This is a genomic window from Streptomyces sp. NPDC048353 (assembly GCF_055587165.1).
Genome location: NZ_JBVJGU010000001.1, coordinates 564,781 through 578,142, shown reverse-complemented (window position 1 = coordinate 578,142; position 13,362 = coordinate 564,781). Strand labels below are relative to the sequence as shown.

Here is a 13,362-nt window from a genome sequence, read left to right as displayed (position 1 = left end):
CTTCAGGCTGCGGATACTTCACAACCTCAAACAACCATGCTCCTGGATATTTCATGTTGTCAAGTATCTGGGTACGATGAACCCCATGGCCTCACCCACAGATCCCGTGACCCGCGAAGTCGTCGAACTGATCGGCGCGGTCGTCTCGCGGTACTACGCGGAGTACGAGCAGGCGGCCGCTCAGCACTCCCTCACCGGGGCGCAGGCCCGGGTCCTCGGGCTGCTCTCCCTGGAGCCCGTGCCGATGCGCAAGATCGCGCAGAAGCTCAGGTGCGAGCCGTCGAACGTCACCGGGATCGTCGACCGGCTGGAGACGCGCGGCCTGGTGGAGCGGCGCCCCGACCCGGCCGACCGCCGGGTCAAGCTCGCGGCGCCCACCCCGGCGGGGCTGGAGACGGCGGGCAGGCTCCGGGACTCGCTGGACTTCGCCCGCGAGCCGCTCGGACAGCTCACCGAGGTCGAGCGCACCCTGCTGCGGGACCTGCTGAAGCGGATGCTGGGCCAGGAAGCGGAGTAGGCCCGCGTCGGACGCGGCCGGGCAGGCCGGCGGCCGTCAGGGGCGCGAGCGGCCCGTCCGCACGGACACCGGGCCGCCCTTCACCAGCACCAGAAGAGGACGCAGGTCGTCTTGGTGGGAGCCGGGGGCGGTGGAGGCGGAGCGGGCGTCGTCGGAGCGCCGGGTCCCGGAGGCCCGGTCGGCGTGGTGCCGGGGGTGGGCGTGCTCTCCCCCGGAGAGGGCTCCCCCGCCGGGGGTGACGCGGACGGCGGCGCGGACGGCGGGGCGTCGCCCGGCGGTCCCGCCGGGTCTCCGCCGGAGCCCTGGGAGTCGCCGCCCGAGCCCGCGGCGCCCGCGCCGTTGCCACCGGAGCCGCCGGAACCTCCCGAGGCGCCACCGGAGTAGCCGCCGGACGAGCCGTCCGGGGACGGCTCCCGCGAAGCCGTCGCGGAGACCGAGGCGGGCACGTCGACCGCGCTCGGCCCGTCCGAGGGGTCCGCGCTCCGCGAGGGCAGCGGAGGCAGCGAGGCCTCGACGACGTCCTCCTCCTCCACGGCGACGGCGGCGCCGCCCTCACCGGGCGGCTCCAGGGCCAGCTTCGCCAGGCTCAGCGTTCCCGCCGCCAGGACGATCCCGAGGGTGCCCACCAGGACGTTGCGCCCCTTGCGGCCGCGCGCCCGCCGGCCCTTGCGCGAGGCGCCCCGCCCGGGCGTGCCGGGAGCCGCCCCGGCACCCCGGCGCGCGCCCCGACGGCCCGAGGGCCCGGGGCGCGGCGGCTCGACCACGTCCAGTTCGTAGACGTGCTCCCCCTCGGGGGCAGGCTCGGCGACACGGTCCGGCGACTCGGCGGCACCCGGCTGCGGCTCGACGGTCCGGTACGACGCCTCGGCGGTCCCGTACGGCGTCTCGGCAGGGCGGTACGGCGACTCGGCGGCGCGGTACGGATCCTCGGGCGCGTACCCGGCCGCGCCGTACGCAGCCTCGGCACCGGTCCCGTACCCGGCCGCGCGGCCCGGGAGGGGCTGTCCGGCGTCGGGCGCGTACCCGGTGGCGCGCTGCTCGGGGGCGCGGGGAGTGTCGTACCGCAGCTCCTCGACGGGGGTCCCGCACCCGGCACAGGCGAGGGCGCCGTTGAGATGCCGTCGGCACCGGTGGCAGTAGTCCATGGCGCCCGCAGGCTATGCGCACCCCGCACCACGCAGGTAGCCATGGACGTGAGGATCCTGTGTGGAAACCCCAGGTCCACGGCGTGCCGTCACCAATCTCCCGCTTCGGGCAGGATGGGCACATGCAGCCGTCCGCACCGACCGGGCCCTTCGGACCGCGCGAGTTCCAGCTCGTACTGCTGCGCCGGATGGCCGACCACCAGCCGGACCTGGCCGAGGAAGCGCGGCTCGCCCTCGGCGCGAGCCGGACCGAGATGCGCGAGGCCAACCGGCGCTGGCAGGCCTGGGCCCACGCCCGGCGCGGAGCAGCCGAACTCCACCGCTACCGGTCGGCCCTCGGCGAACCCGAGTCCCGCCGGGTCGTCGAGGAGTACTCCTCCGAGATCCTGCGGTGGCCGCTGCCGCTCTGGCCCGAGCTGCGCTGGGAGGTCATGGCCGGCCCGCTCGGCCGCCGCACGCCGGAGGTGTGGGGCCGGGGCCTGGTCCGCGCGCCCGGCGCGCCCTCCCCCGAGCTGCGTACGGAGGCCGATCTGCGCCCCTGGGGCTGCACCCTGGGCGAGGTCGGGAACGCCTTCCCGCCCGCCCGGGTCCGCGACGGCAGCGCCCCCACCCGGCTGCGGCTCGACTTCACCCTGCCCGACGGCTCACCGCGGTCCGCCGAGTTCACCTGGGGCCTGTTGCAACGCCTCCTCTGACCTGCCCCTCGCGATCCACGGCACCGGACACCGCTCCCCGACCCGGTCCGAGCGACACGACACCCCCTCGACCGGCCGCACACCCCCGGGCGGCGCAGCCCAGCGCGCGCCGGGCCCGCCGGAAACGCACGATGCGAACAGGACGCCGAAGCACCACCGCGTAGCACCTCGCCCCGTGCCAGCACCGCACTCCGGAGGATCTGCCGTGACCGTCAGCCTTGACCAGCTGCGCCGTTGCCATGTCGCCGTCGACCTGGGGGCGGCCCGTACCCGGGTCTTCGTCAAGGGCGCCGGCCTCGTCGTCGACGAGCCCAGCGTCGCCGCCGTGAACACCCGTACCGGCGCGCTGATCGCCGTCGGCGCGCTGGCCGAGAAGATGACCGGCCGCACACCCGACTACATCCGGGTCGTACGGCCCGTCTCCGGCGGCACCGTCGTCGACATCGACATGGCCCAGCGGATGCTGCGCCACCTCCTCGGCGAGAAGCTCCGCCGCCAGCTGCGCCGCAAGCCCCGGCTGCGCGCCGCCGCCTGCACCCCGCACGACAGCGACCCGCTCGCCCAGCGCGCGGCCGTGGAGACCCTGGTCGGCCTGGGGGCGCGCCGGGTGGAGCTGGTCGACACCCTGATCGCTGCGGCCGTGGGGTGCGGGCTCCCCGTCGAGCAGCCCACCGCCACCATGATCATGGTGTGCGGCGCGGCGACCACCCAGGTCGCGGTGCTCTCGCTGGGCTCGATCGTGACGGCCCAGCGCATCCCGGTCGGCGGCGACGCGATCGACCACGCCGTCATCCAGCACCTGCGCCACCAGCACGAACTGATGCTGCCGAGCCAGTCCGTCCGGCCGCTGCAGCTCGCCCTCCGGGGCAACGGCCTGACCCTCCAGGGCCCGACCTCCACCGAGATCCACGGACGGGACGTGGCCACCGGCCTGGCCCGTTCGGTGACGGTCGACACCGCCGCCGTGCGGGACGCCATCCACACCCCGCTGACCGCCGTCCTCGACGGCATCGGCAAGATCCTGCGCGAGTGCCCGCCCGACCTGGTGGCCGACCTCGCCGAGCGCGGCATCATGATGGTCGGCGGCAGCGCGCTGCTCCCCGGCCTCGACGAGATGCTGCGCGAGGCGACGGGCATGCCGGTGCACATCGCCGAGCGGCCCGACGTGTGCGCGATCCTCGGGCTCGGCGCGATGCTGGAGGGCAAGATCCAGCCCATGGTCCTGGACGCGGACCCGCTGGTCGAGGCGGGCGTGGAGTGACCGACCCGGCCGCCCGTCTCCTCTCGCCCGTACGACAATGAACCCATGCCGATCATGGACGCGGACGAACCGGCCGAACCGGCCCCCCGCCTGCCGGCCCTGCTGGAAGCGGTCCTCAGCGTCGGCAGCGACCTCGAACTGCGGGCCACGCTCCAGCACATCGTGGACTCCGCGGCCGAGCTGACGGGGGCGCGCTACGGTGCGCTCGGGGTGGTCGACCCCGAGCGCCACCGGGTCACCGAGTTGTTCACGACCGGGCTGACGGAGGCCGAGCGGGAGCGCATCGGCCGCCTCCCCGACGGCCACTCCGGCGTCATCGGCCTGCTGCTGGAGGACCCGCGGCCGCTGCGGCTCGACGATCTGACGAGCCATCCGCGCTCCAGTGGGGTCCCGGAGGGGCACCCCGCGATGCGTTCCTTCCTCGGTGTCCCGATCCGGGTGCACACCGAGGTGTTCGGCGATCTCTACCTGACCGAGAAGCGGGACGGGCCCTTCACCGACGAGGACCTGGCGCTGCTGCGGGTCCTCGCCTCGCAGGCGGGGATCGCGATCGGCAACGCCCGGCTGTACGAGACCGCCCGGCAGCGCGAACGCTGGATCGAGGGCGCGGCGGCGGTGACGACGGCCCTGCTCACCGGCGAGCCGGCCGAGGGCGCGCTGCGGACGGTCGCCGAGCAGGCGCGGCTGCTCGCGGACGCCTCCGCCGGGGTCGTCCTGCAGCCGACCGAGGAGGGCGGCATGGAGATCGTGACGGCCTCGACGGTCGGCGACCCCGGTGATCTGGTCGGGACGACGATCGCGCCGGGGTCCGACGTCCTCGCGCAGCTGCTCGGCGGCGAGCCGGTGTTCGTGGAGGACTCGGCGACCGATCCGCGGATGACGACGCACGTACGGTCGCGGTACGGCCCCTCGATGATGCTGCCGCTGCAGAGCGGCGGGCGGCTCATCGGCACCCTCGCCCTGCCCCGGCGGCGCGGCGGGCGGCCGTACACGGCGGTGGACCGGCTGCTGGCCTCGCAGTTCGCCTCCCAGGCGGCGCTGGCGCTGGTCCTCGCGGACGCGCGGCACAACAGGGAACGGCTGGCGGTGTACGAGGACCGCGACCGGATCGCACGCGATCTGCACGACCTCGTCGTCCAGCGGCTCTTCGCCACCGAGATGATGCTGGAGTCGACCCGGCGGCGGGCGGCGGAGTCCTCCGCCGAGAACACGCTGCTCGGGCGGGCGGTGGACGAGCTGGACTCCACGATCCAGGAGGTGCGGACGGCCATCTTCGCGCTCCAGCAGCCCCCGGCGGACGCGCCGACCTCCTTCCGGGGGCGGGTGCTGCGGGAGACGGGCGGCGCGGCCGTCCTGCTGGGGTTCCCGCCCTCGGTCCACTTCTCGGGGGCCGTCGACACCCTCATCGGCGAGGCGGACGCGGACCGGCTCCTCGCCGCCCTGCGCGGGGCGCTGGCGGCGGCCCACCGCCGTCCGGGCGTCACCGCGATCACGGTCGGGGTGTCGGCGCCGCCGGACGGGCCGCGGCTGACGGTGACGGACGACGCGGAACCGCCGACGACGGTGACCTGGCCGTGACCCGGCGCCCGTCCCCTCCCCCGGCCGCACCGCCCTAGGTCGTGTCCGTGAAGTCCCGCCCGGCCCTAGGCTTCCCCGCCCCTCCCCCGGCCGCCCGGCCCTAGGGTTTCCCGCCCCTCCCCGACCGCCCCCCCGGACGGCGCAGTTCCGCGCGACCCGCGCAGGGAGCCGACCTTGACTGGTGGGGTGGACACCGACGCGAAGCCCTCCCCGGCCGCCTACCGCAACCTGGCGCTGGCCACCCTCGGTTTCACGCTCACCTTCTGGGCGTGGGACCTGATCGCCCCGCTCGGCAGCTGGTACGGCGACCGGCTCGCCCTGAGCTCCTTCCAGCAGTCGCTGCTGGTCGCCGTCCCCGTGCTGGTCGGCTCGCTCGGCCGGATCCCGGTCGGCGCGCTCACCGACAAGTACGGCGCGAAGGTGATGTTCCCGCTCGTCTCGGCGTTCACGATCGTGCCCGTGCTGCTGCTGATCCCGGCGAAGCACTCGTACGGCGCGATGCTCGCCGTCGGTTTCCTCCTCGGTCTTGGCGGCACGACGTTCGCCATCGGCATCCCGCTCGTCAACTCGTGGTTCCCGCCGGCCAAGCGGGGGTTCGCCCTCGGCGTCTTCGGCATGGGCATGGGCGGGGTGGCGCTCTCCGGTTACTTCACCCCGCGCATCGCCGAGCACGGCGAGGACCTGCCGTTCCTGGTCGTCGCGGTCGCCCTCGCCGCCTACGCCGTCCTCGCGTTCCTCCTCATCACCGACCGCCCCGACCGGCCGGTCCCCACCGCCTCCCTCGGCGCCCGGCTGGGCAAGGCGGGGCGGCTGCGGGTGACGTGGGAGCTGTCGGCGCTGTACGCGATCGGGTTCGGCGGGATCGTCGCGTTCGGCGTCTACCTCCCCACGTACCTGAAGACCTGGTACGCGCTCGACCCGACCGACGCCGGTACCAAGGCGGCCGGGTTCGCCCTGGTGACGGTCGTCTTCCGGCCGATCGGCGGCTGGCTCTCCGACCGGGTCCACCCGGCCCTCGTCACCGCGGGCGCGCTCGGCTTCGTCGCCCTCCTCGCGATCGTCCAGGCGTTCGACCCGGCGCTGGTTCCGGGCGGCACGATCGCCCTGCTGTGCATGGCCGCCGGGCTCGGCACCGCCAGCGGATCGGTCTTCGCGCTGGTCTCCCAGGTCACCCCCCAGCCACAGGTCGGCAGCGTCACCGGCATCGTCGGCGCGATGGGCGGACTCGGCGGCTTCGTGCCGCCGCTGGTGATGGGCGCGATCTACAGCGCCAAGGACTCGTACTCCATCGGCTTCATGCTCCTCTCCGACCTGGCGCTCGCGGGCTGCGTCTACGCGTACGGCCGGATGCGGACGATCCGCCCCACCGGGGAGGACAGCGGCTCCCCGGAGGTGAGCAAGGTCGCAGCGCGCCCCTCCTGATACCGGAGAAGAATGCCTCTCGCATTCCCTACGCGAGGAGGACGACCGTTGAGCGCGCTCTTCCCGGCCCTGCGGGCCGACCCGGACCGGCCCGCACTCCGCTTCGGCGCGGACGCCCTGACCTACGAGGAACTGGCCGGGGCCGCCGGGGCCCTGGCCGCACGGATCGGGGGCGCGGGACGCGTCGCGGTCTGGGCCACGCCCACCGCCCGGACGGCGGTCGCCGTGGTCGCCGCGCTGCTGGCCGGCATACCGGCGATCCCGGTCAACCCGCGCACCGGGGAGCGGGAGCTGGCGCACATCCTCGGCGACAGCGCTCCGAGCATGGTCCTGGCGGGACCGGAGGACGTCCTGCCGGCGGCGTTCGCCGAACTGCCCCGCATCGACGTCGAGACGCAGGCCGCCCACCTCGGCCCGGTCCCGGCGGCCTTCGCCCGCGGCGGCGTGCCGGACGACTCCGAGGCGCCCGCCCTGATCGTCTACACCTCCGGCACCACCGGCCCGCCCAAGGGCGTGGTCCTCTCCCACCGCGCGATCGCCGCCTCCCTGGACGCCCTGGAGGAGGCGTGGGCGTGGACGGCGGACGACGTGCTCGTCCACGCGCTGCCGCTCTTCCACGTCCACGGGCTGATCCTGGGGATCCTCGGCCCGCTGCGGCGCGGCGGGTCGGTGCGCCACCTCGGCGGCTTCTCCGTCGAGGGCGTGGCGCGGGAGCTGGGTGCGGGCGGCACGATGCTGTTCGGGGTGCCGACGATGTACCACCGGCTCGCGGACGCGGTCGGCTCCGACCCGGCCCTGGTACGGGCCCTGGCGGGGGCGCGGCTGCTGGTGTCCGGCTCGGCGGCGCTTCCCCTCCACGACCACGAACGGCTCACGGCGGCGACGGGCCGTCAGGTCGTCGAGCGGTACGGGATGACCGAGACGCTCATGCTGACGAGCGTGCGCGTCGGCTCCGGCCCGCGCCCCGGCTCGGTGGGACTGCCGCTGCGGGGCGTGGACCTGCGGCTGGTGGAGGAGGACGGGAAGGAGATCGGGGCGTCCGACGGGGAGAGCGTCGGCGAGATCCAGGTCCGTGGCCCGAACCTCTTCAGCGCGTACCTCCACCGGCCCGACGCGACGGCGGCCGCGTTCGACGGGGAGTGGTTCCGTACCGGCGACATGGCGGTCCGGGACGCGGACGGTTCCCTACGGATCGTGGGCCGCAAGGCGACCGACCTGATCAAGAGCGGCGGCTACAAGATCGGCGCGGGCGAGATCGAGAACGCGCTCCTCGACCACCCGGAGGTCCGCGAGGCGGCGGTGACCGGCGAACCGGACGCGGACCTGGGCGAACGGATCGTGGCCTGGATCGTCCCCGCCGACCCGGACCGGCCCCCGGCGGCCGCCGACCTGACCGCGCACGTGGCGGCTCTCCTCGCCCCGCACAAACGCCCCCGGACGGTGCGCTTCCTGCCGGCCCTGCCGCGCAACGACATGGGCAAGGTCCTGAAGAAGGCGCTGCCGGGGGCGGCGACGCCCGATGCGTGAGCGACCGACGGCGCGCGAGGTGATCGCGCTGGTGACGGACGACTTCGCGGCGGCGGCCGGCTCGGGAGCCTCGGGACCGGTGGCAACCGCTCCGGCCGGCGGGCCCGACGGGCCGCTCGGCTGGGCGGGTTACGGCTCCGCGCGGGCGCGGGCCCGCGAGCGGACCGGCGAGGAGGAGTCCGTCCTCCACGGCACGGCGACGGTCGGGGGCCGGCCCGTCGTCCTGGTGGCCTTCGAGTTCGGCTTCCTGGGCGGATCGCTCGGGCGGGCGGCCGGTGACCGGCTGGTCGCCGCCTACGACCTGGCGCGGGAGCGGCGGCTCCCCCTGGTGTCGCTGGTCGCGACCGGCGGCAGCCGGATGCAGGAGGGCATGGTCGCCCTCACCCAGCTCCAGCGGGTCGCGGCGGCGACGGTCCGGCTGCGCGCCTCCGGCGTCCCCCATGTGGCGGTGCTCCGCGACCCGTCCACGGGCGGCGGCTGGGCCACCGTCGGCGCGGGGGCGGACGTCGTCCTCGCGCTTCCCGCCGCCCAGGTGGCCTTCGCGGGCTCCCGGGTCCGCCCGCCGGACGCCGACCCGGCGGCCACCACCGCCGAGGGCCAGTGGAGCAGCGGTCATGTGGACGCGGTCGTCCCGCCGCGGGAGCTGCGGGAGACCCTGGCCCGGTGGGTACGCCTGCTGAGCGGCGCGCCCGGTCCCGCGCCGGAGCCCGCGCCGGTCCCCCGCGCGCTGGTGGCGGTCGGCCCGCCCGGGACGGGATGGGTCGCCGTCGGCCGGGCCCGCGATCCGCGCCGGCCGCGGGCCGGGGCCTATCTGGACGCCTACTTCGACGAGCGGGCGACCGTGCGCGGCGATCGGGCCGGCGGGGTGGACCCCGGGATGGAGTGCGGTTTCGGACTCCGCGCCGGGCGGGTCGTGGCGTACGCCGCGCAGGACGGCTCCGCGACCCGGCCCGCGGGGTTCCGGACGGCGGCCCGTCTCGTCCGCCTCGCCGACCGGCTGGGGTTCCCCGTGCTGACCCTGATCGACACCCCGGGCGCCGCCAACGACGCGGAGGCGGAGCGGGCGGGCGCGGGGCCGGCCATCGCGGAGGCGTTCGCCGCGATCGCCGGAGCCCGGGTGCCGGTGACCTCGCTGCTGATCGGCGAGGGCGGCTCCGGCGGGGCGCTCGCCCTGGCCGCCGCCGGTTCGACCTGGGCCACGCCCGACAGCTACTTCTCCGTCATCGCGCCCGAACTCGCCGCGGCGATCCTCAAACGGCCGCCCGACCGGACCCCCGCCACCGCCGACCAGCTGCGCCTTCGCCCCCAGGACCTCGTGGACCTCGGCGTGGTGCGCGGAATCGTCACCCCCGGCGACGACTGACGATCGGCGACGCCTGACGCTCGGGGACGACTGACGATCGGCGGCGCCGGACGCCCCGTGGCGCCTGACGTCCCGTCACGCAAGGGCCCGGTACGGCGGCGCGCCGTACCGGGCCCTTCCGGATCGGTGGGGTCGGTCTACCTCACCCCCACCGCCCGGATGATCTCCTGCTTCACCGAGCCGCCGCGGTCGTCGCTCGCGCCGGCGCGCAGCGACACGGACGCCGCCACGCGCGGGACCCGCACGTCACCGGCCCAGCCGCCCCGCACCGAGGGCTTCAGCGCGACCTTCGACCAGGTCGTGCCCTCGTCGTACGAGACCTCCAGCGTCCCGCCGCCGATCCGGCCGGTGTCCGCCGCGCCCTCGACGTACTCGGCGAAGATCCGCACCGGCAGCCGCTGCCCGGCGCGCACGTCGCCCTTCAGGTCGGTGTCCACGTCGAAGCCGAGGTTGATCAGCGGCAGGTACGTCCTCCGGTCGGCCGGGGTCTCGGCGGAGCGGAAGGTCCACTCGGCGTGGCCGCGGGTGGAGAGCCGCCAGCGCGCCGGGTCGAGCGTGGTGTCGGTGACGACCTTGTACTCCGCCTCCTCGGCGGGGGCGTCCCAGGCGTACGCGGCGGAGCTGGTCTTGCGGTCGACGCGTACGCCGTCGACGTACACCTCGGTGAACTGGGTCATCGAGTCGTCGCTCCACACGTTGCCGAAGCCGGTGTGGTCGGGACCGGAGTCGCCCCAGCCGGGGGTGTTGAAGCTCAGGGAGTTCCCGGTGCGCTCCTGGCCCCAGCCGAGCCCGGTGCCGAGCCAGGGGTGCCAGACCGGCGCGAACCAGTCGAGGGTCCGGTGGCTGCCGCCCCGGTAGGAGTTGACGCCTCCGCGCTGCTCCAGCGCGTCCCCCAGGTCGACCGACTCGTGCCAGCCCTGCCCGGTACCGGTGGAGACGTACTCGGTGCGCTCAACCGGGAAGGCGATCCACTCCTTGAACCCGAAGCCGATCGGGAAGGTGTCGGTGATCGAGTAGCGGAACTCGCCGCCGAGCTCCTTGCGGCCCGTGGGCATGTGGAAGGAGGAGCGGACGGTGGCCAGTTCGTGCCTGCCGGGCCGGAAGACGAGGTCCGTGCCGATCGCGCCCGGGTGCCCCTCGGAGAGGTCGTAGGTGAACGGGGTGTAGCGGGTGCCGGTCAGGTCGACGCGCGTGCCGCGCTTCGCCGCCTGCGCGAGCCGTGCGGCGTCGGCGGAGTTGACGGTGGAGACGGGCAGCGGCCGGTCCTGGTAGTCCTCCGTGCCGAACCAGGACATCAGCCGGCCGGGCTCGTCGTCGGTGACGAAGAGCGCCGCGGCGCCCGCGTCCTGCGCGTCCTGCGCCATCCGCGCGGTGTCGGCGCCGGGCGCGCGGCGGACGAGGACGGCCTTGCCGCGGGCGTTCCTCCCGGCGTACTCGGCGGCGGTGCCGGTGCCCGCGTCGACGACGCCGAGGCGGTGGCGGCCTTCGAGGAGGGCGGATCCGGCCTGCGGGGTGGCGTCGGAAAGCCGCTGCCCGTCGGTGCTCGCCTCCAGGAGCGGCTTGCCGAGCCGCCACACCGTGCGGTACTCGAAGGTGCCGGTGGCGGGCTTGCGGGTGGGGGCGGCGAAGACCGAGTCGTACTTCGGCGGCACCTGGACGGCCCCGCCGTAGGAGACACCGCCCGCGTCCCGGTCGAACTCCATGAGGAGCTGGCGGGTCTCGGTCCGCTGCTCGACCTCGGCGCGGATCTCGCGCAACCGCCGTCCGTCGAGGGTGATCTCGCGGTCCCGGTCGAGGACGATCTCCGGCTCGGTGAGGAAGCCGAGGCCGAGGGAGTCCTCGCCCTTGCTGCCCCGGACGTCGAGGAAGGTGTCGACGGTGTACGTGCCGGGCTGCAGGCGCAGCCGAAGCGTGCCGGACTCGCCGACCGTCTCCGGGAACGGGTCGTGGCCCTCGGCGAGCCGCTGGACGCCCAGGTGGGCGGGGGCCGGGGCGCCCGCGCGGTCCTTGACGTGGACGGTGAGGGTGTGGCGCTCCCCCTCCTTGACCATGCCGACCGCGGTGTGCGCGAGGATCGCTTCACCGGCGGAGGCGGTGATCCGGCCGAAGGACTGGCCGACGGGGGCCTTGGTGCCGTCGCCGGTGACGGTGGTCGCCGCGGTGCCGTGGGCGGGCACGGTGAGCGTGGTGTCGGCGAGGGTGGCGACGCCCGCCGGGACGCCCTCGACGGCGAGGCTCAACTCGACCGGTGAGGCGGTGTGGTTGGTGTAGGTGACGGTGCGGGTGACCGGCTCGTTCTCCTCGTACGGCCAGGAGACGAAGCCGAGGTCGGCGGAGCCGGTCGCGGTGACCTGCGCGGCGACGGCGGCGCCGACGTCGACCCGGCCGGCGCCGAGGGCGTACGGGGAGTCGGCGAGCGGTTTCGACGAGGACATCAGGGCGTTCTTGAGCTGCGCGCCGGTCCAGTCGGGGTGCTGCTCGGCGAGCAGGGCGGCGACGCCCGCGACGTGCGGGGTGGCCATCGACGTACCGCTCATGGCGGTGTAGAGGCCGCTGCCCTCGGCGAGTTGGGAGCGGGCGGCGAGGATCTCCACGCCAGGCGCGGAGAGGTCGGGCTTGAGGGCCTGGTCGCCGTGGCGGGGGCCCTGGCTGGTGAAGGAGGCCGGGGCGTCGGCGGAGTCGACGGCGCCGATGGTGAGCGCGGAGCCGGCGGCGCCGGGCGAGCCGATGGAGCCGGGGGCGCCGCTGTTGCCGGCGGCGATGACGAAGAGCGCGCCGGTCTCGGCGGAGAGCGCGTCGACGGCCTGGGCCATCGGGTCGGTGCCGTCGCTCGGCTCGGGCGAACCGAGGCTCATCGAGACGACCTTGGCGTCGATGTCCCGGGCGGCCCACTCCATGCCGGCGATGATCTGCGACTCGGTGCCGGAGCCCTCGTCGCTGAGGACCTTGCCGACGGCGAGGGTCGCGCCGGGGGCGACGCCCTTCTCCTTGCCGTCCGAACCGGCGCCGCTGCCGCCGACGGTGGAGGTGACGTGGGTGCCGTGGCCGTCGCGGTCGGCGACCTCCTGGCCCTCGATGAAGGAGGCGGACTCGGCGACCCGGCCGGCGAGGTCGGGGTGGGTCAGGTCGGCGCCGGTGTCGAGGACCGCGACCTTGACGCCCTTGCCGGTGTAGCCGGCTTCCCAGGCGCGGGCGGTGCCGATCTGGGCGTTGGAGTCGGCCATGGCCGCCTCGACCCGTCCGTCGAGCCAGACCTTGCCGAGGCCGGCGGAGCGGGCGCCGGGGCCGGTGAAGCCGCGCCAGAAAGCGGCCGGGTCCTTCGCCTCGACCGCGGCGCCGCCGATGCTGGGCAGGGCGCGGACGGTCTCGGTGCCGCGCGGGGCGGCCGCGCGGGCGCCCTTGCCGTACGTGACGATCAGCGGAAGGGCGTCGGTGACGCCCTGTTCGACGAGGCCGCTGACGTCGAAGAGCCGCGGGTCGAGGACGCCGGAGTCGAGGTAGGGGCGGGCCTCGTCGGGGACGACGGTGACCCGGCCGTCGGTGATCCGGCTGCGGACGGCCCCGGTGGCGCCCTTGGCGCGTTCGACGGTGACCGTCTTCTCGCCGGCGCCGAGGTCGGTGACGGTGACGCGGTCGCCGGTGACGAGGGTGACGGTGGTGCTGCCGCCGCGGGAGGGGGCGAAGGTGTCCGGCACGGGGGCGGCGGCGTTCCCGGCGGCGGCGGTCTGCCCGGCCGAGAGCATCACGAGGGAGAGGCCGGCGGCGAGCAGCCCCGCTCTCCCTCTGGCGGATGATCTGGTCATCGACGCAACTCCTCGCACACCCGGGGGAAGGGGTGGTTCCGGGTGGTGCGA

At 75.3% G+C, this 13,362-nt stretch carries 9 protein-coding genes; 7 read left to right on the top strand and 2 right to left on the bottom strand.

Features of this window, described 5'->3' with window-relative positions:
- Positions 1-85 precede the first annotated feature (85 nt).
- On the top strand, positions 86-517 hold the full coding sequence (locus ACZ6RC_RS02495; protein WP_469578801.1) for a MarR family winged helix-turn-helix transcriptional regulator: 432 nt from the start codon (positions 86-88) through the stop codon (positions 515-517).
- An 80-nt stretch (positions 518-597) separates the two neighbouring features.
- Here the strand turns inward: ACZ6RC_RS02495 and ACZ6RC_RS02490 are convergent, their stop codons facing one another.
- Positions 598-1,662: an SCO2400 family protein gene (locus tag ACZ6RC_RS02490; protein ID WP_469578799.1), complete on the bottom strand. Its 1,065-nt coding sequence runs from the start codon at positions 1,660-1,662 to the stop codon at positions 598-600.
- 122 nt (positions 1,663-1,784) lie between these two features.
- Between ACZ6RC_RS02490 and ACZ6RC_RS02485 the strand changes: the two genes are divergently transcribed.
- From ACZ6RC_RS02485 to ACZ6RC_RS02460, 6 genes are all read left to right on the top strand, one after another.
- Entirely contained in the window at positions 1,785-2,357 is a 573-nt protein-coding gene (locus ACZ6RC_RS02485) for a hypothetical protein (RefSeq protein ID WP_469578797.1), read from the top strand.
- A 205-nt stretch (positions 2,358-2,562) separates the two neighbouring features.
- Positions 2,563-3,618 carry a rod shape-determining protein gene (gene mreB / locus ACZ6RC_RS02480; RefSeq protein WP_391142307.1) on the top strand — a complete coding sequence of 352 codons (1,056 nt, stop codon included), beginning with the start codon at positions 2,563-2,565 and terminating at the stop codon, positions 3,616-3,618.
- Positions 3,619-3,663: 45 nt separating this feature from the next.
- Positions 3,664-5,196 carry a GAF domain-containing protein gene (locus tag ACZ6RC_RS02475; RefSeq protein ID WP_469578795.1) on the top strand — a complete coding sequence of 511 codons (1,533 nt, stop codon included), beginning with the start codon at positions 3,664-3,666 and terminating at the stop codon, positions 5,194-5,196.
- A gap of 174 nt (positions 5,197-5,370) precedes the next feature.
- The gene (locus ACZ6RC_RS02470; protein ID WP_469578793.1) at positions 5,371-6,618 is read left to right on the top strand and encodes an MFS transporter; all 1,248 of its coding nucleotides are present in this window, start codon (positions 5,371-5,373) and stop codon (positions 6,616-6,618) included.
- Between the two features lie 48 nt (positions 6,619-6,666).
- Complete coding sequence (locus tag ACZ6RC_RS02465) at positions 6,667-8,145, top strand: acyl-CoA synthetase (protein ID WP_469578791.1); 1,479 nt, start codon at positions 6,667-6,669, stop codon at positions 8,143-8,145.
- Positions 8,138-9,508, top strand: coding sequence for a carboxyl transferase domain-containing protein (locus tag ACZ6RC_RS02460; RefSeq protein ID WP_469578789.1), 1,371 nt, complete (start codon positions 8,138-8,140; stop codon positions 9,506-9,508). The genes ACZ6RC_RS02465 and ACZ6RC_RS02460 overlap by 8 nt, the downstream gene beginning before the upstream one ends.
- A gap of 137 nt (positions 9,509-9,645) precedes the next feature.
- Here the strand turns inward: ACZ6RC_RS02460 and ACZ6RC_RS02455 are convergent, their stop codons facing one another.
- Positions 9,646-13,311, bottom strand: a complete 3,666-nt coding sequence (locus ACZ6RC_RS02455) for a S8 family serine peptidase (RefSeq protein WP_469578787.1) — start codon at positions 13,309-13,311, stop codon at positions 9,646-9,648.
- Between the last annotated feature and the right edge of the window lie 51 nt (positions 13,312-13,362).

Bases quoted from the DNA above. Each gene is read 5' to 3' on its own strand.
- ACZ6RC_RS02495 (WP_469578801.1), top strand. From the start codon at position 86: ATGGCCTCACCCACAGATCCCGTGACCCGCGAAGTCGTCGAACTGATC.
- ACZ6RC_RS02490 (WP_469578799.1), bottom strand. From the start codon at position 1,662: ATGGACTACTGCCACCGGTGCCGACGGCATCTCAACGGCGCCCTCGCC.
- ACZ6RC_RS02485 (WP_469578797.1), top strand. From the start codon at position 1,785: ATGCAGCCGTCCGCACCGACCGGGCCCTTCGGACCGCGCGAGTTCCAG.
- ACZ6RC_RS02475 (WP_469578795.1), top strand. From the start codon at position 3,664: ATGCCGATCATGGACGCGGACGAACCGGCCGAACCGGCCCCCCGCCTG.
- ACZ6RC_RS02460 (WP_469578789.1), top strand. From the start codon at position 8,138: ATGCGTGAGCGACCGACGGCGCGCGAGGTGATCGCGCTGGTGACGGAC.
- ACZ6RC_RS02455 (WP_469578787.1), bottom strand. From the start codon at position 13,311: ATGACCAGATCATCCGCCAGAGGGAGAGCGGGGCTGCTCGCCGCCGGC.